This is a genomic window from Paraburkholderia sp. BL9I2N2, assembly GCF_004339745.1.
GTDB lineage: Bacteria > Pseudomonadota > Gammaproteobacteria > Burkholderiales > Burkholderiaceae > Paraburkholderia.
The window spans coordinates 4,021,168-4,043,132 of the sequence record NZ_SMGP01000001.1; the positions used below are offsets into that span (position 1 = coordinate 4,021,168).

18 protein-coding genes are annotated in these 21,965 nt (G+C 62.8%); 16 read left to right on the plus strand and 2 right to left on the minus strand.

Annotation, left to right across the window (positions count from 1 at the left end; translation table 11 throughout):
- Positions 1-5 precede the first annotated feature (5 nt).
- A complete protein-coding gene (gene metH / locus B0G74_RS18505; RefSeq protein WP_165923879.1) occupies positions 6-2,723 on the plus strand; it encodes a methionine synthase in 2,718 nt (905 codons plus the stop codon).
- A gap of 159 nt (positions 2,724-2,882) precedes the next feature.
- Positions 2,883-3,092 (plus strand): hypothetical protein, encoded by a 210-nt coding sequence (locus tag B0G74_RS46710; protein ID WP_012431543.1) that lies wholly within the window; start codon positions 2,883-2,885, stop codon positions 3,090-3,092.
- Positions 3,093-3,238: 146 nt separating this feature from the next.
- Here B0G74_RS46710 and B0G74_RS18515 read toward each other — a convergent pair whose 3' ends face one another.
- Positions 3,239-3,565 (minus strand): DUF1840 domain-containing protein, encoded by a 327-nt coding sequence (locus B0G74_RS18515; protein WP_132376252.1) that lies wholly within the window; start codon positions 3,563-3,565, stop codon positions 3,239-3,241.
- Between the two features lie 438 nt (positions 3,566-4,003).
- Here B0G74_RS18515 and argS point away from each other — a divergent pair, with 438 nt between their 5' ends.
- The 6 genes from argS (at position 4,004) to B0G74_RS18545 (ending at position 10,925) form a co-directional block, all read left to right on the plus strand.
- Complete coding sequence (gene argS, locus B0G74_RS18520; RefSeq protein ID WP_132376253.1) at positions 4,004-5,794, plus strand: arginine--tRNA ligase; 1,791 nt, start codon at positions 4,004-4,006, stop codon at positions 5,792-5,794.
- 61 nt (positions 5,795-5,855) lie between these two features.
- Positions 5,856-6,665, plus strand: a complete 810-nt coding sequence (locus B0G74_RS18525; RefSeq protein WP_132376254.1) for an SPOR domain-containing protein — start codon at positions 5,856-5,858, stop codon at positions 6,663-6,665.
- Between the two features lie 172 nt (positions 6,666-6,837).
- Positions 6,838-7,476, plus strand: a complete 639-nt coding sequence (locus tag B0G74_RS18530; protein ID WP_132376255.1) for a thiol:disulfide interchange protein DsbA/DsbL — start codon at positions 6,838-6,840, stop codon at positions 7,474-7,476.
- Positions 7,477-7,491: 15 nt separating this feature from the next.
- Complete coding sequence (locus tag B0G74_RS18535) at positions 7,492-8,271, plus strand: SDR family oxidoreductase (protein ID WP_132376256.1); 780 nt, start codon at positions 7,492-7,494, stop codon at positions 8,269-8,271.
- Between the two features lie 3 nt (positions 8,272-8,274).
- Positions 8,275-9,093 carry a cobalamin-binding protein gene (locus tag B0G74_RS18540; protein WP_132376257.1) on the plus strand — a complete coding sequence of 273 codons (819 nt, stop codon included), beginning with the start codon at positions 8,275-8,277 and terminating at the stop codon, positions 9,091-9,093.
- Between the two features lie 245 nt (positions 9,094-9,338).
- A complete protein-coding gene (locus tag B0G74_RS18545) occupies positions 9,339-10,925 on the plus strand; it encodes an ABC transporter substrate-binding protein (RefSeq protein WP_132376258.1) in 1,587 nt (528 codons plus the stop codon).
- Between the two features lie 75 nt (positions 10,926-11,000).
- On the opposite strand, the gene B0G74_RS18550 is transcribed toward B0G74_RS18545, so the two are convergent.
- Positions 11,001-12,074, minus strand: coding sequence for an MBL fold metallo-hydrolase (locus B0G74_RS18550; RefSeq protein ID WP_132376259.1), 1,074 nt, complete (start codon positions 12,072-12,074; stop codon positions 11,001-11,003).
- Between the two features lie 187 nt (positions 12,075-12,261).
- Here B0G74_RS18550 and B0G74_RS18555 point away from each other — a divergent pair, with 187 nt between their 5' ends.
- The 8 genes from B0G74_RS18555 to B0G74_RS18595 all read left to right on the plus strand — a co-directional run bounded on the left by B0G74_RS18555 (position 12,262) and on the right by B0G74_RS18595 (position 21,099).
- Positions 12,262-12,666 (plus strand): MerR family DNA-binding transcriptional regulator, encoded by a 405-nt coding sequence (locus tag B0G74_RS18555; RefSeq protein ID WP_132376260.1) that lies wholly within the window; start codon positions 12,262-12,264, stop codon positions 12,664-12,666.
- A gap of 211 nt (positions 12,667-12,877) precedes the next feature.
- Entirely contained in the window at positions 12,878-14,716 is a 1,839-nt protein-coding gene (aceK, locus tag B0G74_RS18560; protein WP_132376261.1) for a bifunctional isocitrate dehydrogenase kinase/phosphatase, read from the plus strand.
- Positions 14,717-14,810: 94 nt separating this feature from the next.
- Positions 14,811-15,587: a carbonate dehydratase gene (gene can / locus B0G74_RS18565; RefSeq protein WP_132376262.1), complete on the plus strand. Its 777-nt coding sequence runs from the start codon at positions 14,811-14,813 to the stop codon at positions 15,585-15,587.
- Complete coding sequence (locus B0G74_RS18570; protein WP_132376263.1) at positions 15,580-16,773, plus strand: acetyl-CoA C-acetyltransferase; 1,194 nt, start codon at positions 15,580-15,582, stop codon at positions 16,771-16,773. Before can ends, B0G74_RS18570 begins: the two co-directional genes overlap by 8 nt.
- A gap of 44 nt (positions 16,774-16,817) precedes the next feature.
- Positions 16,818-17,495 (plus strand): SDR family oxidoreductase, encoded by a 678-nt coding sequence (locus tag B0G74_RS18575; RefSeq protein WP_132376264.1) that lies wholly within the window; start codon positions 16,818-16,820, stop codon positions 17,493-17,495.
- 165 nt (positions 17,496-17,660) lie between these two features.
- The gene (locus B0G74_RS18580) at positions 17,661-18,791 is read left to right on the plus strand and encodes an acyl-CoA dehydrogenase family protein (RefSeq protein WP_132376265.1); all 1,131 of its coding nucleotides are present in this window, start codon (positions 17,661-17,663) and stop codon (positions 18,789-18,791) included.
- A 7-nt stretch (positions 18,792-18,798) separates the two neighbouring features.
- On the plus strand, positions 18,799-19,248 hold the full coding sequence (locus tag B0G74_RS18585) for a YchJ family protein (protein WP_132376266.1): 450 nt from the start codon (positions 18,799-18,801) through the stop codon (positions 19,246-19,248).
- 573 nt (positions 19,249-19,821) lie between these two features.
- A complete protein-coding gene (locus tag B0G74_RS18595; RefSeq protein WP_132376267.1) occupies positions 19,822-21,099 on the plus strand; it encodes a CocE/NonD family hydrolase in 1,278 nt (425 codons plus the stop codon).
- The last annotated feature ends 866 nt before the right edge of the window (positions 21,100-21,965 follow it).

Genomic DNA, 21,965 nt, shown 5'->3' on the forward strand with positions numbered 1-21,965 from the left:
ACGCCATGACCGATCACACCATGCGCCTTTCCGGCCTCGAGCCGTTCAACGTCACGTCCGGGACGCTTTTCATCAACGTCGGCGAACGCACCAACGTGACCGGCTCGAAGGCGTTCGCGCGAATGATCCTGAACGACCAGTTCGACGACGCGATCGCGGTGGCGCGGCAGCAGGTCGAAAACGGCGCGCAGGTCATCGACGTCAACATGGACGAGGCGATGCTCGATTCAAAAGCGGCGATGGTGCGCTTCATGAATCTGATCGCATCGGAACCGGATATCGCGCGTGTGCCGATCATGATCGACTCGTCGAAGTGGGAAGTGATCGAAGCGGGCCTGAAGTGCGTGCAAGGCAAGGCGATCGTCAACTCGATCTCGCTGAAGGAAGGCGAAGAAGCGTTCCGCCACCACGCGAACCTGATTCGCCGCTACGGCGCGGCCGCGGTGGTGATGGCCTTCGACGAAAAGGGCCAGGCCGATACCTTCGAGCGCAAGACGCAGATCTGCAAGCGCTCGTATGATTTCCTGGTGAACGAAGTCGGTTTTCCGCCGGAAGACATCGTCTTCGATCCGAACATCTTCGCGATCGCAACCGGCATCGAAGAGCACAACAACTACGCCGTCGACTTCATCAACGCCACGCGCTGGATCAAAGAGAATCTGCCATACGCAAAGGTGAGCGGCGGCGTGTCGAACGTGTCGTTCTCGTTCCGCGGCAATGATCCGGTGCGCGAAGCGATCCACACCGTGTTCCTCTATCACGCGATCCAGGCGGGCATGGACATGGGCATCGTCAACGCGGGCCAGCTCGGCGTGTATGCCGACCTCGATCCGGAGTTGCGCGAACGCGTTGAAGACGTCGTGTTGAACCGCCGTGAAGACGGCACCGACCGGCTGCTCGAAATCGCCGACAAGTTCAAGACCGGCGCGGCGAAGAAGGAAGAAAACCTCGAGTGGCGCAACCAGCCGGTCGAGAAGCGTCTGTCGCATGCGCTCGTGCATGGCATCACCAACTTCATCGTCGAAGACACCGAAGAAGTCCGCGCGAAGATCGCCGCGGACGGCGGCCGCCCGATCAACGTGATCGAAGGCCCGTTGATGGACGGCATGAACATCGTCGGCGACCTGTTCGGCCAGGGCAAGATGTTCTTGCCGCAAGTGGTGAAGTCGGCGCGCGTGATGAAGCAGGCCGTCGCGCATCTGATTCCGTACATCGAAGAAGAAAAGAAGCTGATGGCCGAAGCGGGCGCCGACGTGCGCGCTAAGGGCAAGATCGTCATCGCCACGGTGAAGGGCGACGTGCACGACATCGGCAAGAACATCGTCTCGGTGGTGCTTCAGTGCAATAACTTCGAAGTGGTCAACATGGGCGTGATGGTTTCCTGCAACGACATTCTCGCCAAGGCGAAGGTCGAAGGCGCGGACATCATCGGGCTCTCCGGCCTGATCACGCCGAGCCTCGAAGAGATGGCGTATGTTGCCTCGGAAATGCAGCGCGACGACTACTTCCGCATCAAGAAGATTCCGCTTTTGATCGGCGGCGCGACCACCTCGCGCGTGCACACCGCCGTGAAGATTGCGCCGCATTACGAAGGGCCGGTGGTCTACGTGCCGGACGCGTCGCGCTCGGTCTCGGTGGCATCGAGCCTGCTGTCCGACGAAGGCGCGGCGAAGTACCTCGACGAACTCAAGTCCGATTACGACCGGATCCGCGATCAGCACGCCAACAAGAAAGCGCTGCCGATGGTGACACTGGCCGAAGCCCGCGCCAACAAAACCAAGGTCGATTGGGCGAGCTACCAGCCGGTCAAGCCGAAATTCATCGGCCGCCGCGTGTTCAAGAACTTCGATCTGAGCGACCTGGCGAACTATATCGACTGGGGTCCGTTCTTCCAGACGTGGGACCTGGCCGGCCCGTATCCGGCCATCCTGAACGATGAGATCGTCGGCGAATCGGCGCGGCGTGTATTCTCGGACGGCAAGTCGATGCTCGCGCGTCTGATCCAGGGTCGCTGGCTGCAAGCGAACGGCGTGATCGCGCTGCTGCCGGCCAACACGGTGAACGACGACGACATCGAAATCTACACGGACGAATCGCGCTCGGAAGTCGCGCTCACGTGGCGCAATCTGCGCCAGCAGAGCGTGCGTCCGGTGGTGGACGGCGTGATGCGGCCGAACCGCTCGCTTGCCGACTTCATCGCGCCGAAGGATTCGGGCGTGGCCGACTACATCGGCATGTTCGCGGTGACGGCGGGTCTGGGTGTCGACGTGAAGGAAAAACAGTTCGAAAAGGACCACGACGACTACAGCGCGATCATGCTGAAGGCACTCGCCGACCGTTTCGCCGAAGCCTTCGCCGAAGCGCTGCATGCGCGCGTGCGGCGCGACCTGTGGGGCTACGCGAACGCCGAAACCCTCTCCAACGACGACCTGATCGCGGAAAAGTACCACGGCATCCGTCCCGCGCCCGGCTATCCGGCCTGCCCGGATCACTTGGTGAAGCGCGACATGTTCGACATGCTGCAAGCCACCGATATCGGCATGAGCGTGACCGAATCGCTGGCCATGCTGCCGGCGGCGAGCGTCTCCGGCTTCTATCTGGCGCATCCAGACAGCACTTACTTCTCGGTCGGCAAGATCGGTCAGGACCAGTTGGAAGACTACGCAAAGCGCATGTCGCTGTCGAAAACGGATGCGGAACGGGCCTTGGCGCCTTTGCTGTAAGCCTTCGGGCGTGGCGGGAAGCCCACTATATCGGCCTTGAAAGACTGAATATTTGCGGCAACGTAATTTTCGGCTTTGTAGACTGAGGCGGCTTGACCCCGCCAGACGCGGCCAAAACGCGTCGGCTTACTAATTGCAATCGTCAACGGAGAAAATCGTATGAAGAAGCTGACGCTGTTGTTGACCGCTGTTTCGCTTGCCTTGGGCGCCACGGCGGCGCTGGCCCAGCCCGCCGCGCCTGGCGGTTCCAGCTCGGTCAGTTCGTATTCGCCGCCCACGGTGAAACACGTCAAGAAACCGAAGAAACAGAAAGCGAAGAAGGGTGCGTCGGCTCCCGCGGCCGCGCCGGCGGACGCCGCCAGCCAGTAAGCACAGTACGGCAGCGCCGGCCGGTCTGAATCTCTGAACAAAAAAGAGCCCGCATCGAGCGGGCTCTTTTCATTGGTGCGCAAGGTTCGCGCCGCCGGGCGCCGCGGCTTTATCGAAAGCGCCGCGCACAGCGGTTCAGCGCCGGATCAGATACCCCAGACGATATCCGCGTTTTCCTTCTGCGCCGCGCGCAGCATGTCGAGGAACGGATACGCACGCTGCGCGAGTCCCGGCGGAATCTCGTGATGCTCGTGGCCGTCTTCGCCTTCGTGGAAATGGCCGTCGTGCTCGGCACGTTCCTGCTTGTCGACGGAAATCGCTGCCTCGAGTTTCTCGATGGCGGGGGCCAGTTCGTCGTGAGTGATGACGCCGCGTTGACCCAGCCGCTTGCCGACGATGCCGACCAGGTACTGGGCAAGGTTTTCCAGCATCATCACGTCCGGGCAGGCTCGGCATTTGAAAGTAATCAACATGACTGTTCCCTTTTTCGTTATGTTGGATTGGCGCGCGAGCGGCTCAAAGGCGGCTGCCGGCGCGCGTTACGTTGGCTCGCCGATCAGGCGCGGCGGCCACGGCCCTTGTTGGGCATCTCATTGAACATATTAGCACCTGCTAAAATCCGTCTGGACGGAAAAGCGTGCCGCAATGCGCCGCGCGCGCGGCGAAGCGCAGGTAGCGTGGCTCGGCCGGTTGTGCGCAACCCGCATGCCGCGCCAGCCAACGCCATGGCAAGCCGCCGCGCACCGCACTCGATGCGTTGCAGGCAACGTGCCTGATACCGCACCCATTGCGACCGCTGCGCTTCGGCAGATGCATGCCGCTTTCCACGCTTCTGACGAACCGGCCGCGCCTGCCGCGCGGCCGGCGCCTCTCCCGCATCACCGGATTGCCTCACTGGACTCGCAACAAGCATGCTGCCTGCACATAAACATACCCTCGAAACACTGCTCGCCGACACGGTGAAGCAAGCCGCGACCGCCTCGCAAGGCGCGGCCGAAGCCGCGTTCGTGTCGCCCACCATCACGCTGGAACGCCCCAAGGTCGCCGCGCACGGCGACGTCGCATGCAACGTGGCGATGCAACTCGCCAAGCCGCTGCGCGCCAATCCGCGCCAGCTGGCGCAACAGATCGTCGACGCGCTGCTCGCGCAACCGCAGGCCAAGGGCCTCATCGAAGCCGCCGAAGTGGCCGGCCCCGGCTTCATCAACCTGCGCCTCGCGTCCGCTGCCAAACAGGCGGTGATCGCCGCCGTGTTCGCTGAGAAAGAGGCTTTCGGCCGCTCGCAACGCGACGCCGGCAAGCATGTGCTGATCGAATTCGTCTCGGCCAACCCGACCGGCCCGCTGCACGTCGGCCACGGCCGTCAGGCCGCGCTCGGCGACGCGCTCTCGAACGTGCTGGCCTCGCAAGGCTGGGACGTGCATCGCGAGTTCTACTACAACGACGCCGGCGTGCAGATCCAGACGCTCGCGCTGTCGACTCAGGCACGCGCCCGCGGCCTCGCGCCCGGCGACGAAGGCTGGCCGGCTTCGGCGTACAACGGCGAGTACATCGCCGAGATCGCGCAAGACTATCTGAGCGGCGCCACCGTGGCCGCGAGCGACGGCGAGCCGGTCACCGGCGCGCGCGACGTCGAAGACCTCGAAGCGATCCGCCGTTTCGCCGTGGCGTACCTGCGCCGCGAGCAGGACATGGACTTGCAGGCGTTCGGCGTGAAGTTCGACCAGTACTACCTGGAGTCGTCGCTGTACAAGGAAGGCCGCGTCGAGAAAACCGTCGACGCATTGATCGCCGCCGGCAAGACCTACGAGCAGGAAGGCGCGCTGTGGCTGCGCACCACCGACGACGGCGACGACAAAGACCGCGTGATGCGCAAGAGCGACGGCACCTACACGTACTTCGTGCCGGACGTCGCCTATCACGTCGCCAAGTGGGAACGCGGCTTCACCAAGGTCATCAACATTCAGGGTTCGGACCACCACGGCACGATCGCGCGGGTGCGCGCCGGCCTGCAGGGTCTCGGCATCGGCATTCCGAAGGGCTATCCCGACTACATCCTGCACAAGATGGTCACGGTCATGCGCAACGGCGAAGAGGTGAAAATCTCCAAGCGCGCCGGCAGCTACGTGACGGTGCGCGACCTGATCGAATGGTCGGGCGGCGCGACGCCGGGCTCGGAAGCCGCCGTCGATCTGATCGACGAGGAAACGATTCGCCGTGGCCGCGACGCGGTGCGCTTTTTCCTGATCTCGCGCAAGGCCGATACGGAATTCGTGTTCGACATCGACCTCGCGCTGAAGCAGAACGACGAGAATCCGGTGCACTACGTGCAGTATGCGCACGCGCGGATCTGCTCGGTCATCGCCGAGTGCAAGGCGCGCTACAGCACGGACGAAAGCACGCTGGCTGACGTGGACGTCGCGCCGCTCACCAGCGAACGCGCGATGGCCCTGCTGAACAAGCTCGCCGAATTCCCGGACATGCTGCAACATGCCGCCGACGAACTCGCCCCGCACGCGGTCGCGTTCTATCTGCGCGACCTCGCCGGGGAATTCCACTCGTTCTACAATGACAGAGCCGAGCGCGTGCTGGTCGACGATGCGGCCGAGCGCAATGCACGCGTCGCGCTGCTCGCGGCCACGCGTCAAGTGCTGGCCAACGGTCTCGCGACGATCGGCGTCTCCGCTCCCGTCAAGATGTAAGTCCTCCGGCGCAACATGCATGCGGCCGTCGTTATAATCGACGGCCGTTCCAGGATTCTTTTTGCAGGTGATTCATACGATGGCAAAACCACGCCGCACAACAAAGCAATCGAAACAAACCGGGGGGACTTTTCTCGGCATCGTGCTGGGCCTGATCGTCGGCCTTGCGATCGCGGTAGTGGTGGCGCTGTATATCACCCGCGCGCCCACGCCATTCGTCTCGAAGGTGGCGCCGCCAGCGGCACCCGATTCGGGCGCGAGCCAGCCGCAGTACGACCCGAACCGTCCGCTGCAAGGCAAGACGCCGGGCCAGCCGGTGCCGCAAGCCGCGCAGCCGGCGCCGCCGAACACCGCGCCGGGCCAGACCAACTCGCAGACGCAGTCGGGCATGCTGGAAGAACCGCAGATCGTCGAAGTGCCGCCCGCCAACGGCAACGCGAACGGCACGGCGGTAGCGCCGAAGCCCGCGCAGGATAACGGCAACGGCACGGCCACCACGCCGGCGAAGAAGCCGCAAGCCTCCAGCGCACCGGCCGCCACCGCGGCAGGTTCGGCGCCGAAGAGCGGTTCGTCCGCCACGGCCGCCAACGCCAAGCCCGGTTCGGGCGCGGCGCCGGCGCCGGGCGATGCCAACACCGGCTACTTCCTGCAAGTGGGCGCGTACAAGACCTCGGCGGATGCCGAACAGCAGCGCGCGCGTCTCGCCTTCCAGGGGTTCGAATCGAAAGTCACGCAGCGCGATGCCGGCGGCGTCACGTATTACCGCGTGCGTATCGGGCCGTTCTCGAAGTTCGAAGATATGAATTCGAGCCGTCAGCGTTTGTCGGACGCGGGCGTGGATACCGCAGTGATCCGCTTCACGAAGCAATAAGCCAACAATAAACCTACGGTGATTTGCCGGAACGCGCCGCCGCCGAACTATCGGCGTGCGGCGCGTGTCACAAACACGACGGACGGTTCAAACCGTCCAACGCCGAATCTTGAAGACGGTGACGGGCATTTGCGTGGCGCCACCGTTTTACGCCTACTTGGGTCAACACAACATGAAGAAACTGCTGAGCATTCTGTTCCTCTCGCTGGGCCTCGTTGCAGCCTCGGCACAGGCATCGCCGGCCGCGCCGGTGTCGGGCAAGGATTTCACCGTGCTGCCCACCGCGCAGCCCACCGACGTGCCGGCCGGCAAGATCGAAGTCACCGAATTCTTCTGGTACGGCTGCCCGCACTGCAATGAATTCGACCCGTACCTCGAAGCGTGGGTGAAGAAGCAAGGTCCGGACGTGGTGTTCAAGCGCGTGCCGGTCGCCTTCCGTGACGACTTCATTCCACATTCCAAGATGTATCACGCGCTCGACGCGCTCGGCCTGGCTGCGCAGCTCACGCCGAAGGTCTTCAATGAAATCCACGTCAACAAGGACTACCTGCTGACGCCGGAAGATCAGGCCAAATTCCTCGCGAAGAACGGCGTCGATCCGAAGAAGTACATGGACGCGTACAACTCGTTCTCGACGCAAAGCGCGCTGCAGAAGGACAAGAAGCTGCTGGACGACTACAAGATCGACGGCGTGCCGACGCTGGCCGTGCAGGGCAAGTATGAAACCGGCCCAGCTGCGACCAACAGCCTGCCGGGCACGATTCAGGTGCTGGACTACCTGGTCGCGCAGGTCCGCGCCAAGAAGATGTAAAGCCGAGGCGCCGGAATGAGTTCACCTCTGAAGGTTTTCATTACCGGCGCCTCGAGTGGCATAGGCCTCGCGCTCGCCGCCGAATATGCGCGGCGCGGCGCGATTCTCGGCCTCGTTGCCCGCCGCGGCGACGCTCTCGCCGCCTTCCAGCAGTCCCATCCGCAGAACACCGTCTCCATCTATTCCGTCGACGTTCGCGACGCCGAAGCGCTCGCCGATGCGGCCGCGCAGTTCATCGCGCGGCACGGCTTGCCCGATGTCGTGATCGCCAATGCCGGCATCAGCCGCGGCGCGGTCACTGGTCACGGCGATCTGCGCACCTTCCGCGAAGTGATGGACATCAATTACTTCGGCATGGTCGCCACCTTCGAGCCGTTCGCCGCCGCGATGGGCGCGGCAAAACGCGGCACGCTGGTCGGTATCGCCAGCGTCGCGAGCGTGCGCGGCTTGCCGGGCTCCGGCGCGTATAGCGCGTCGAAATCGGCGGCGCTCAAGTATCTGGAAGCGTTGCGCGTTGAAATGCGACCGTATGATGTCGGCGTGGTCACTATCGCGCCCGGCTATATCCGCACGCCCATGACCGAGCACAATCCGTACACCATGCCGTTCCTGATGGACGCCGATCGTTTCGCGGTGAAGGTGGCGCAGGCGATCGAGCGTCAAACGGCATTCGCGGTGTTCCCCTGGCAGATGCGCGTAGTGGCCATGCTGCTGCATGTGCTGCCGCGCTGGCTCTACGACCGCGCGTTCGAACGCGCGCCGCGCAAGCCGCGCGCCACCGCCGAAGCCGAGTAACTCATGCAACCCCGTGCGGTCGATGCAGCCGGCGTCGCGCATGAACCAGCAGGCACCGCAGCGCGCATCGTTTCGCTGGTGCCGAGCATCACCGAACTGCTGTTCGCGCTCGGACTCGACAGCCAGATTGTCGGCCGCACCGGCTTTTGCGTGCATCCTCACGACAAGGTGCGGCAGGTACGCAAGGTCGGCGGCACCAAGGCCGTGAATCTCGACGCCATTCGTGCGTTGCGCCCCACCCATCTGATCGTCAATATCGACGAAAACGAGCGCGATACCGTCGAGCGATTGCGCGCGTTCGTGCCGCATATCGTCGTGACACATCCGCAAACACCGCGGGACAACCTGGCGCTGTATACGCTGCTGGGCGCGATCTTCGATCGCGCCCAGGAAGCGCGGCGCCTGAGCGATGCGCTCGAAGCCCGTCTGAGCGAAGCGACGGCGCGCGCGTTCACTCCGCAAAACGTGCTGTATCTGATCTGGCGCGAGCCGTGGATGACCGTGGCGCGCGACACCTATATCTCGACGATGCTGCGGCTCGTGAACTGGCACACGCTGCCGGACGTGCAAGGCGGTGCGGCAGGCGCCGCGCGTTACCCGACACTCGACTTCGACGCCGCGCCGTGGCTCGCCCAGGTCGACCGCATCCTGCTCTCCAGCGAGCCGTATCGCTTCACGCAGGTCCATTGCGACGCGCTGAAACGCGATCCGCGACTGGCCGGCAAGCGCATCGAGTTGATCGATGGGGAAATGGTGTCGTGGTACGGCGTGCGCGCGATCGAAGGCGTCACCTATCTGCTGCGACGCGCCGCGACGGCATGAGCGCAAGCCCGCTGCCCGCTCCATATGAATATGCGGATTATGTTGTTGTCGCCGCAACCACCCTTCGATAAGCTTTCGCGAAGGCCCACGCGCGCGTAGGCGGCATTACCCGACCCATGCGCCAGCGCCGGAAACGTATCACAATAAAGACGACGGCTACGCCGCAAGGCCGCCCGTCCCTCGTCAACGGAACATAACCACACAACCAGACGCACTGCCTGACTGCGCTTGTTATGGGAGATCCTATGCGCTTCAAACTGCTCGCAGCCGCCGTACTGTTCACGGCGCCCGCGCTCGTGCTCGCCAAACCGCTGACCGTCTGTACCGAGTCGAGCCCCGACGGCTTCGATGTCGTGCAGTTCAATTCGCTCGTCACGACCAATGCGTCGGCTGACGTGATCTTAAACTCGCTGGTCTCGTACGACGAGGCCACGAAGAAAGTGGTGCCGGCGCTGGCCGACAAGTGGGACGTGAGCGCCGACGGCCTCACCTACACGTTCCATTTGCGCCCGAACGTGCAGTTCCAGACCACCGACTACTTCAAGCCCACCCGGCCGCTTACCGCCGACGACGTCGTCTTCACGTTCGACCGCATGCTCAACGACAGCAATCCGTGGCACAAGGTGACGGGCGCGAGCGGTTTCCCGCATGCGCAGTCGATGGGCCTGCCGAAGCTCATCAAGTCGATCAGCAAGGTCGACGACAACACCGTCAAGTTCGAGCTGAACGCGCCCGACGCGACCTTCGTGTCGATCCTGACGATGGGTTTCGCCTCGATCTATTCGGCCGAATATGCCGACCAGTTGCTGAAGGCCGGCAAGCAGGTCGATCTGAATTCGAAGCCGATCGGCACCGGTCCGTTCGAACTGAAGAGCTATACGAAAGACGCGGTCATCCGCTACGACGTGAACCCGACCTACTGGGGCCCGAAGCCGAAGATCGACCGTCTGATCTACGCGATCACGCCGGACGCCACGGTACGGGCGCAAAAAGTGAAGGCCGGTGAATGCCAGATCGCTTTGTCGCCGAAGCCCCAGGATCTCGCCGATGCGAAGGGCGACAAGTCGCTCGCCATCGTGCAGACGCCCGCGTTCATGACGGCGTTCGTCGCGTTGAACACGCAGAAGAAGCCGCTCGACAACCAGAAGGTGCGCGCCGCACTGAACATGGCGTTCGACCGCACCACGTATCTGAAGACCGTGTTCGACAACACGGCGACACCGGCCGTGAACCCGTATCCGCCGAACACGTGGAGCTACGACAAGGCCGTGAAGGCCTGGCCATACGACCCGGCGAAGGCGAAGAAGCTGCTTGCCGACGCGGGCTATCCCAACGGCTTCGAAACGACGATCTGGGTGCGGCCGAACGGCAGCGTGCTGAATCCGAATCCGAAGGCCGGGGCCGAACTGCTGCAAGCCGACTTCGCGAAGATCGGCGTGAAGGCCGACGTGAAGGTGATCGAATGGGGCGAGTTGATCAAGCAGGCCAAGCAAGGCCAGCATGATTCACTCTTCATGGGCTGGGCCGGCGACAACGGCGACCCGGACAACTACCTGTCGCCGCTCTTCAGTTGCAACGCGGTGAAGTCGGGGATCAACTTCGCGCGCTTCTGCGACCAGGATCTGGACAAGCTGATCGCCGACGGCAAGGCGACGCCGGATCAGGCCAAGCGCGCGAAGGCATATGAACAGGCGCAGCAGATCATCCACGATCAGGCGCTGTGGATTCCGCTCGGGTATCCGACTGCGGCGGCGATCACGCGCACGAACGTGAGCGGTTATCACGTGAGTCCGTTTGGACGGCAGAACTTTGGGGCGGTGTCGGTGCAGTAATCGCGTCCGCGTTTGAACGTGAAAAAAGCCCGGTTGCGAAAGCACCGGGCTTTTTTTATCGATACACCACCGCATTCACGCCGGCGAAAACCGAATCACACCATCCGCATCCTGCTTACGCTTCAACTCACCCGCAAGCCACAGCAGATGCAAGTGCGCCAGCGCTTCCCCCATCGCAAACGTCATCTGATGGATATCGAGTTGGCGCTTGAACATGAGCGGCACGATATCCGCGGCGCTCTGCGGTTTCTCTGCACACGCCTCGCGCACTTCGGCCAGACGCGCGTCGTGATGCTCGCGCAATTGCCGGATGCGGGTGCGCACGCCGCGAAACGGCTTGCCATGCGACGGCAGCACTAGCGTATCTTCCGGCATCGTCTCGTAACGGCCGAGCGACTCCAGATACAGCGCCAGCGGCGAGCCTTCCGGCTCCATATCGAACACCGACACGTTAGTCGAGATACGCGGTAGAACCATGTCGCCCGAAATCAGCACACCGGTCTCTTCGCAGAACAGCGCGCAGTGTTCCGGCGAATGGCCAAAACCGGTCACCACGTGCCACGTTTTGCCGCCGATCTTCACGCCATCGGCTTCGCGCAAGCGGCGATACTGCCCCGGAATCGCCGGCACGAGGCTCGCGTAATAGCTCTTGCGATTGCGCAGTTTCTCGAGCGATTCCTCGTCGGTCACGCCGTGCCGCGCGAAGTGCCGCGCCGCGCCCTCGCCGCCCGCATTCGAGCCGTCGCAGGCGCCCATTACGCGCGCCTGCATGTATTCGCCGAGCGTCATCCATAGCCGCACGTCCCAGCGCTTCTTGTCGCCACCCGCGCAGATCCAGTGCGCGAGGCCGATGTGATCGGGGTGGCAATGCGTGACGATCACGCGCAGTACCGGCAGGCCGTCGAGCACCGAGTCGAACACTTTCTCCCAGTTCTCCTTGATCGTATCCGAGGTGATGCCGCAATCGACCACCGTCCAGCCCTGCTGGCCGTCGATCTCGTCGCGTAGCAGCCAGAGGTTGATGTGATCCAGAGCGAAAGGCAGCGGCATGCGCAGCCAGAACACGCCTGGCGCGACTTCCATCGCGTGGCCCGCGTCCGGCAAGGTGTCGCTGAACGGGTAGTCGAGTTGATGTTCGAGTGCATTCATTGTGGGTGTCTTACTCCGTCGGCCGTCCGGCATGGCGAGGTGTGCGATGCCGGGCGGCGTGGTTGCGGCGTGCGAGTGACGTACCGCCGCCGTACTGCGCCTGGTTGCGTTCAACTCAAGTTGACGATAACGTAAACGTCGATTCTATCGTTCAATCCGATTTTCTGCCCGGCCACGGAATGCCCCGATGAACACGCAATACACGATCACCGAGCTCGCGCGGGAATTCGACGTCACGCCGCGAGCCATCCGCTTCTACGAAGATCAGGGTTTACTCTCACCGAGCCGCGAAGGATCGAGCGGCTTGCGGCGCGTTTATTCGGGCCGCGATCGAACGCGTCTGAAACTCACGTTGCGCGGCAAACGGCTCGGCTTCACGTTGTCGGAGATTCGCGATCTGCTGGACGCGTACGAGTCGCCCACCGACACGGTGCCGCAGTTGCATGCGTTCCTCGCCACGGTGGCGCGTCATCGCGAAGTGCTGGAGCGCCAACTGGAGGACCTGAACGCGACGCTCGAAGACCTCGCACAATACGAAACCCAGGCGCGCGCGTTGCTGGAAAGCGGCACGCGCGAAGCCAAACCGGCATGAACGGCGCTCGGCGAAATATTTTTTGTCGAAAGTTACGTCTGTTAAGGCATGCCAAACTGAGGCATTGAGCGGAGATAGTCTGAAAGTCGGCGAACGCCTGATAACGCGCGAAGGCGCCAGGGCACGAGTCGAGCGGCGCGATGCGTCGCGGGTCCACCCGAACGATACAATCACGGGTGTCTTCACGACATGAGACGAATGCACGGTCGACATGAATCACTTCCCCAAACTGTTGTCGTCGCAAATCGGCTTTGACCTCGCGCAGACCATGCTCGATGGATTCGACCGGCATTACCGGATCTTTCGCGACGCCGCGATCCATGCCAAAACGCTCTTTGAAAAGGCCGACTGGCACGGTCTGCAGAAGCTCGCGCGCGATCGCATTACCTCATACGACGAGCGCGTCGACGAATGCGTCGAATTGCTCGAAGACGAATACGACGCGGAAAAAATCGACAGCGAAGTGTGGCAGCAGATCAAGCTGCATTACATCGGCCTTTTGACCACGCACCGCCAGCCGGAGTGCGCGGAAACGTTTTTCAATTCGGTGTGCTGCAAGATCCTGCACCGCTCGTACTTCAACAACGACTTCATTTTCGTGCGCCCGGCCATCTCGACCGAATACATCGAGAACGACGAGCCGGCCGCGAAGCCGACTTACCGTGCTTACTATCCCGGCAAGGACGGGCTCGCGGCGACGCTCGAACGCATCGTCACGAACTTCCAGCTGGAGCCGCCGTTCGAAGACCTGACGCGCGACGCCGGCTGCGTGATGCAGGCGATCCACGACGCGTTCGGCGTGTTCGACGAAGCGGCCAACTTCCAGATTCACGTGCTCTCGTCGCTGTTTTACCGGAACAAGTCGGCATATATCGTCGGACGGATCATCAACGGCGATCTGCTGCTGCCGTTCGCCGTGCCCTTGCGTCACGTAACGCCGGGCGTGCTCGCGCTCGACACGGTGCTGCTCAAGCGCGACCAGTTGCTGATCATTTTCAGCTTCTCGCATTCGTACTTTCTGGTGGACATGGAAGTACCGTCCGCGTACGTCGAATTTCTCGGCACGATCATGCAGGGCAAGCCGAAGGCGGAAATCTATACGTCGGTGGGTTTGCAGAAGCAGGGCAAGAATCTGTTCTATCGCGACCTGCTGCACCATCTGTCGCATTCGAGCGATCAGTTCATCGTCGCGCCCGGCATCAAGGGGCTCGTGATGCTGGTGTTCACGCTGCCGTCGTTTCCGTACGTGTTCAAGCTGATCAAGGACAACTTCCCGCCGCCTAAGGAAACCACGCGTGCGCAAATCCAGGGCAAGTATCAGCTCGTCAAACGGCACGACCGTTTGGGCCGCATGGCCGATACGCTCGAATATTCGAGCGTCGCGTTGCCCCGCTCTCGCCTCGACGACGCGCTGGTGCGCGAGCTCGAAAGGGAAGTGCCGTCGCTGATCGAATACGACGGCGACAACCTGGTGATTCGACATATGTATATCGAGCGCCGCATGGTGCCGCTCAACCTGTTCCTGCAGAACGGCAACGACGAGGACGTCGAGCACGGCATCAAGGAATACGGCAACGCGGTGAAGGAACTGATGCAGGCGAACATCTTCCCTGGCGACATGCTGTACAAGAACTTCGGCGTGACGCGTCATGGCCGCGTCGTGTTCTACGACTACGACGAAATCGAATATCTGACCGACTGCAACGTGCGCGCGGTGCCGGCGCCGCGTAACGAGGAGGACGAAATGTCAGGCGAGCCGTGGTACTCCGTCGGCCCGCACGACATCTTCCCGGAAACGTACGGCACATTTTTGCTCGGCGACCCACGCGTGCGCCGTTCCTTCATGCAGCATCACGCGGACTTCTTCGATCCTGCGCTATGGCAACGGCACAAGGATCATCTATTGAAAGGCGAACTGCCCGACTTTTTCCCGTACGACGACAGCGTGCGCTTCTGCAACCGCTATCCGGAACGCTTTGCCGATGCCGCCGGCCGCGCATCGCCCGCGCCGGACGCGCCAGCCGACGAGCGCAGCGTGCGGGTGGCGTGAAGCTCATACGCACCCGGCAGCGCTGACTGCCTCGTCCGAACCTTATGTAACGACATCGACCGGTCAATCGGTCGAGCAACCGCCAAGACGCAACATGAACACGAACGATTCCACCCCTGACAATCCGCTCTCACATCTGTTCGACAACAACGAAGCGTGGGTCGCCCGCAAGTTGTCCGAAGACCCCGAGTATTTCTCGCGTCTCGCGCATCAGCAGACGCCCGAGTATCTGTGGATCGGCTGCTCCGATTCGCGCGTGCCGGCGAACCAGATCATCGGCTTGCCGCCGGGCGAAGTGTTCGTGCACAGAAACATCGCCAACGTAGTGGTGCATACCGATCTGAACTGTCTCTCGGTGATCCAGTTCGCCGTCGATCTGCTGAAGGTCAAGCACATCATGGTGGTCGGCCACTACGGCTGCTCGGGTGTCGGCGCGGCGCTGCATGGCCGTCGCGTGGGTCTCGCGGACAACTGGCTGCATCACGTGCAGGACGTGCGCACCAAGCATGCGGCGCTGATCGAGGAATGGCCGCTCGGCGAGGTTCGGCACCGGCGGCTGGTCGAACTGAACGCGATCGAACAGGTGATGAACGTGTGCCGCACCACCATCGTCAACGATGCGTGGGCGCGTGGCCAGGAGTTGACGGTGCACGGCTGGGCGTACGGCGTGCATGACGGCAAGGTGCGCAACCTCGGCATGACGATCAGCGAGCCGGCCGCGCTCGATGCAACCTATCAGAAGTGCGTCGCGGCGGTGTCGGCGAGCGGCGCGCACAAGGCAGAGAACGACGTAGTCGCCGCCGATGCGGCGCAGCTCGGCGATGTGCCGGCTATCGTCGAAGGCGTAATCAAGGAGCTTAAACATGAGTGAGACAAAGATTGATCGGATCGTCATCGTGGGCTTGGCCCGCACGCCGATGGCAGCATTCCAGGGTGACTTCGCCGCGCTGACCGCACCGCAGTTGGGCTCGGTGGCGATCCAGGCTGCCGTGCAGCGCGCGGGCCTGAAGCCCGAACAGATCGACGAAGTGGTGATGGGCTGCGTGCTGCCCGCCGGCCTCGGCCAGGCGCCCGCGCGTCAGGCCGCGCTCGGCGCCGGCTTGCCGCTCGCCACCGGCAGCACCACGGTGAACAAGATGTGCGGCTCCGGCATGCGCGCGGCGATGTTCGCACACGACATGCTCGCTGCGGGTTCCGTCGACGTGATCGTCGCGGGCGGCATGGAAAGCATGTCGAATGCGCCGTACCTCCTGCCCAAAGCGCGCGGCGGCATGCGCATGGGCCACGGCCAGGTGATCGACCACATGTTCTACGACGGCCTCGAAGACGCCTACGAAAAAGGCCGTCTGATGGGTACCTTCGCCGAAGAATGCGCGGCGTCGTTCGACTTCACGCGCGAGGCGCAGGACGCGTTTGCCGTCGAGTCGCTCAATCGTGCGAAGCGCGCGAACGAAGACGGCTCGTTCGCCTGGGAAATCGCGCCGGTGAAAGTGGAGAGCCGCAAAGGCGATGTCACCATCGATCGCGACGAACAGCCGTTCAAAGCGAACCTCGAAAAGATTCCGACGCTCAAACCCGCGTTCAGCAAAACCGGCACGGTGACGGCGGCGAACTCATCGTCGATTTCCGACGGCGCGGCCGCACTCGTCATGATGCGCGAGTCGACGGCGAAGCGTCTCGGCGTCGAGCCGATCGCGCGCGTGGTCGGTCACTCGACCTTCGCGCAGGAACCGGCGAAGTTCACCACCGCGCCGGTCGGGGCGATTCGCAAACTGTTCGAGAAGAACGGCTGGCGCGCCGACGAGGTCGATCTGTATGAGGTCAACGAGGCGTTCGCCGTCGTGACGATGGCGGCCATGAAGGAACACCATCTGCCGCACGAGAAGGTCAACGTGAACGGCGGCGCCTGTGCGCTCGGCCATCCGATCGGCGCGTCGGGTGCGCGGATTCTCGTCACGCTGATCGGCGCGCTGAAGAAGCGCGGGCTGAAGCGTGGCGTCGCGACGCTGTGCATCGGCGGCGGCGAAGCGACGGCAATGGGTATCGAACTGGTGTAGCGCGCGTTTTCACAGCGCTTTATTTTGACGGCCTGGGGTATTCGATGAAGACAGTGTTGATCGTCGGTGCGTCGCGCGGCATCGGCCAGGAGTTTGTACGGCAGTACAAAAAGAGCGGCTGGCGCGTGCTCGCCACCGCGCGCGACGGCGCCGCGCTCGACGCGTTGAACGAACTCGGCGCCGAAACGTTTTCGCTCGATGTGAGCGCGCCCGAGGAGATCGCCGCGCTCGGCTGGAAGCTCGACGGTGAACGGCTCGATGCGGCGATCCTGGTGTCGGGCGTGTACGGCCCGCGCACGGAAGGCATCGAGACGATTACCGCAGAAGACTTCGACCACGTCATGCACACCAACGTGCGCGGACCGATGCAATTGATGCCGATCCTGCTGCCGCTCGTCGAAGAGGCAGCAGGCGTGTTCGCGGTGATTTCGAGCAAGATGGGCAGCATTGGCGACGCGAGCGGCACGACCGGCTGGCTGTATCGGGCGAGCAAGGCGGCGTTGAACGACGCGCTGAAACTCGCGTCGCTGGAAGCAATGCGTGCCGCGTGCGTTTCGTTGCATCCGGGCTGGGTGCGCACCGACATGGGCGGCGCCCAGGCGGCGATCGATCCAGCGCGCAGCGTCACCGGCATGCGTGAAGTGCTGGCGCAAGCAGCGGCCGCGCACGACGAGTTCAACGGCCGCTTCTATCAATACGACGGCACGCTGCTCGACTGGTGAGCAACGAGCTTGCATGGGACCGGGGTAAGCGCTAAAGCGCCAACTCTGGTCGACTGCGGTGCATGGGACCAGAGTAAGCGCTAAAGCGCCAACTCTGGTCGACTGCGGTGCATGGGACCAGAGTAAGCGCTAAAGCGCCAACTCTGGTCGACAGGAGACAGACTCATGGTGCTTGATCAGGATCACTTGATGGTCCGCGACGCGCTGCGCACCTTCGTGCGCGAAGCGATCACGCCGCATGCGGCGGCGTGGGATCGCGAGCGCACTTTTCCAAAGGACGTGCATCGGCAACTCGCCGGACTCGGCGCATACGGCGTGCTGGTGCCCGAAACGTACGGCGGCGCCGGCATGGACGCGCTGGCGCTCGCCTTGATTCTCGAAGAGATCGCTGCCGGCGACGGCGGCACCTCGACGGCCATCTCCGTCAACAACTGCCCGGTGTGCAGCATTCTGCTCACCTATGGCAACGATGCGCAGAAACGCGACTGGCTGACGCCGCTCGCACGCGGCGAAATGCTCGGCGCGTTTTGCCTGACCGAACCGCAAGCCGGTTCCGATGCTTCCGCGCTCCGAACCACTGCGACACGCGACGGCGACGCGTATGTGCTGAACGGCGTCAAACAGTTCATCACGAGCGGCAAGAACGGCAACGTCGCGATCGTGATGGCTGTGACCGACAAAGCCGCGGGCAAGCGCGGCATCAGCGCGTTTATCGTGCCCACCGATACAAAGGGCTACGTCGTCGCACGGGTGGAAGACAAGCTCGGGCAGCATTCGTCGGATACGGCGCAGATCATCTTCGAGGACTGCCGCGTGCCAGCCGCGAACCTGATCGGCGCGGAAGGCGAAGGCTACCGGATCGCACTGTCGGGGCTCGAAGGTGGCCGTATCGGTATTGCCGCGCAAAGCGTCGGCATGGCGCGCGCCGCGTTCGAAGCGGCGTTGAGTTATGCGAAGGAGCGCGAAAGCTTCGGCGCGCCGCTCTTTTCGCACCAGGCCGTGCAATTCCGCCTCGCCGACATGGCGACGCAACTCGAAGCCGCGCGCCAGTTGATCTGGCACGCCGCGTCGTTGAAGGACGCCGGCCAACCGTGTCTGACCGAAGCCGCGATGGCCAAGCTATTCGCTTCCGAAGCCGCAGAGCGGATCTGTTCGGCCGCCTTACAGATTCATGGCGGCTACGGCTACCTGAGCGACTTCCCGGTCGAGCGCATTTACCGCGATGTGCGCGTGTGCCAGATCTACGAAGGCACCAGCGACATCCAGAAAATTTTGATCGCGCGCGGCCTTGGCTGAAAGTCTGATGAATAAGCAACTGTTGGCAATGCAACGACCATCCGACTGTCCCTGCGGCGGTGCCGCGCCCGACCAGCGCAGCGGCGCCAGGGCGCCGCGCTTCGCGCAGTGCTGCGGGCGCTATATCGACGGCGGCGAAGCGGCGCCACGCGCCCTTGAACTGATGCGTTCGCGCTATAGCGCGTATGTTGTCGGTGCAACGGATTATCTGCGCGCCACGTGGGCGCCTCACACCTGCCCCGCCGATCTCGACGTCGACCTGGCCGCACCCGACGCGCCGCGTTGGCTCGGACTGCAAATCAAGGCGTTCGCTGAAACCGGCGCCGATCACGCCACGGTCGAATTCGTCGCACGTTACAAGGTGGGCGGCCGCGCACACCGGCTGCACGAACTGAGCCGCTTCGTTCGCGGCGACGATGGCCGCTGGCGCTATGTCGACGGCGACGTCAGCGAATAAAGTCCCTTTCTGCCCCTTACAAGACGCCACAACGTCCTTACGCCGCGCTCACATATGGCCCTGATAGCAGGGCCATTTTTTTGTTGGCTCGATGCCACAAGACCCGCGCCGCGCCTGATTGTTTCGTTGCGCCAAACACCGGCGAGGCCTGTATCGAGCGGCCTGAGGCGGCAAATCAGCACGCCGCAATGGATGGTTCGCGGGTTCTCCTTGATTGCACAAAACAAAATTGTCGTGCCAGGATGAGGCTGTAGCTTCATGACGTCACGTTGCGAGAGCCGGTCCATACCAACTCCGCAAAATGCGCAGGAAGCCCTGGCGGACACCAGACAGTGTGGTTCCGGCGGCGGTTTCAGGCAGCAGCCGTGACGCTCATCATCGGCGCGTGGGGTCGCGTCGGCCGTTTGGGTTCATCCCGTGCGATCTCGATTAGCGTGCGTGCGCCTCTGGCGCACTCCGTACGCGAGTGTGTTTTTGTTTGTCGAAAACCTGCCCGAAAGGCAAATGTCAGCAATGACTTTCGACGAACAGGCATCACGGTGTTCAGGGCAGGTTTTTGAGGCAGGTGCGTGAATGGTGTTCAGCAAGGTTCTGACGAAGTGTGCGGTGATCTGTGCAGCGGCTACGTGCGCTGTCGCACTCGCACACGCCGATCCGCTCGCGGACACCCAGGCGGGGCCGTTGACCCGCGCGCACGTGCCGCGCATCGCGCTCGACGACGACGTCTATCTGCCCACCGCAGGTCTGAACGAACAGATCATCCGCGTACCGGTTGACGCAGCCGGCACCGTCACCCTTGAAACGACGATCTACAAACCGGACGGCGCTGGCCCGTTTCCGATGATCGTTTTCAACCACGGCAAGATCCCCGGCGATCCGCACACGCAGGAACGCAGCGACCCGCTGCCGTTCGCGCGCGAATTCGTGCGGCGCGGCTACGTGGTGGTGGCGCCGAACCGCCAGGGTTTCGGCCACTCGGACGGCGTATATCAGCAGGATGGCTGCGACGTTGAAAAGAACGGCATCGGCCAGGCCGGCGACGTCGCCGCGACGGTCGACTTCATGTCGAAGCAGCCTTACGTGGACGCCACGCATATCGTCGTGGCCGGCACCTCGCACGGCGGTCTTGCAACGATGGCGTACGGCACGGAAGCCGCGTCGGGCGTGCGGGCGCTGATCAATTTCTCGGGCGGCTTGCGGCAGGATGCGTGCAATGACTGGCAAGGCAATCTGACGCGTGCGTTCGGCGCGTATGGCGAGAAGACCAAGGTGCCGTCGCTGTGGATGTACGGCGATAACGATTCGGTCTGGAACGCGCCGTTGGTGGCGGGCATGTACGCCGCTTATGGCGCGCATGGCGCGAGCGCGAAGATGGTGGATTTCGGCAACTACAAGAACGACGCGCATCGTCTGGTCGGTGATCGCGATGGTGTGCACGTGTGGTGGCCGGCTGTCGAGGCGTTCCTTGCGCAAGTGGGGATGCCGACTGGTGTGCAGTATCGGGTGTCGGATCCGTCCATGCCTAAGGCGAGCGGGTTTGCTGCTGTCGATGCGGTCGACGCCGTGCCGTTTGTCGATGAAGCCGGGCGTAATGGGTATCGGAATTTCTTGCATCAGTTTCCTAGTCGGGCGTTTGCTGTTTCTGATTCAGGGGCCTGGTCCTGGGCTGAAGGTGGTGATGATCCGATGTCTGTCGCGGTCGCGAATTGTCAGAAGCAGTCTTCCGCGCCTTGCCGGTTGTATGCGGTGAATAATGCGGTTGTTTGGGGGGATCGGTCTTCTCAGACGGCTGATGGTGGGGTTGCTGCTGGTGGCGCCGATGCGCGGCGGGCTATTGCTAGTCGGGAATAAGGGTTGAGGGTTTGTGCCTGCTCGGGTCTTGTTTTTTGTCTGTGTTCTCTGAGGCGTTGGCCTTTCCTTGAATTCATGGTGGTCTATTGGCGTTGCCCCTGTGCGGGGCGGCACCTACTTTCTTTGCATGCCGCAAAGAAAGTAGGCAAAGAAAGCGGCTTCACACCGCTAACTCTTAAGCGGGTCCCTCGCGCAGTCGCGGTAGTGGTGCATCTGGAATCCGTGCCCCCGCACATTCACCCCCAGTGACAAAGCCATCATTCTTCCGGCAGCGCTACGCGCGCCGTCGCGGTAATTCAGCGAACCATCGGGTTGCTCGCGCGCCAGCAGTATTTACTGACTGGCCGCCCATTTTTCCACCAGCGATCTTCGCATCACAGCCTTCCATGTAGCTGCGCCCTTCGGCGCCACGCCGAGGCGAAGCCGACGGCCCCCACCGCGCACAAACAAAGCCACTGGTTTCAGGCAGGCCGTTCCGGCGAGCACGTAGTGCGAGGCGGGAAGTATGACTGCCTTGTCACTCACATCGAATGTGCGGGGGCACGAATTCCAGATGCACCACTGCCTCCTCAAAGCCAGGGGACCCGCTTATAAGCTGGCGGTGTGAAGCCGCTTTCTTTGCCTACTTTCTTTGCGGCATGCAAAGAAAGTAGGTGCCGCCCCGCACAGGGGCAACGCCAATAGACCACCGTGAATTCAAGGAAAGGCCAACACCTCAGAGAACACAGACAAAAAACACCCGCCGAGCAGGCACAAACCCCAAATCCCCGCCAGTAAGTTGCAACTACTTTGCCGTCGTCAACTCCGCCGATCAGCGACCTTCACGCACAAACAGAAACCACCTGCTCCGAACATCGCCAAACCCC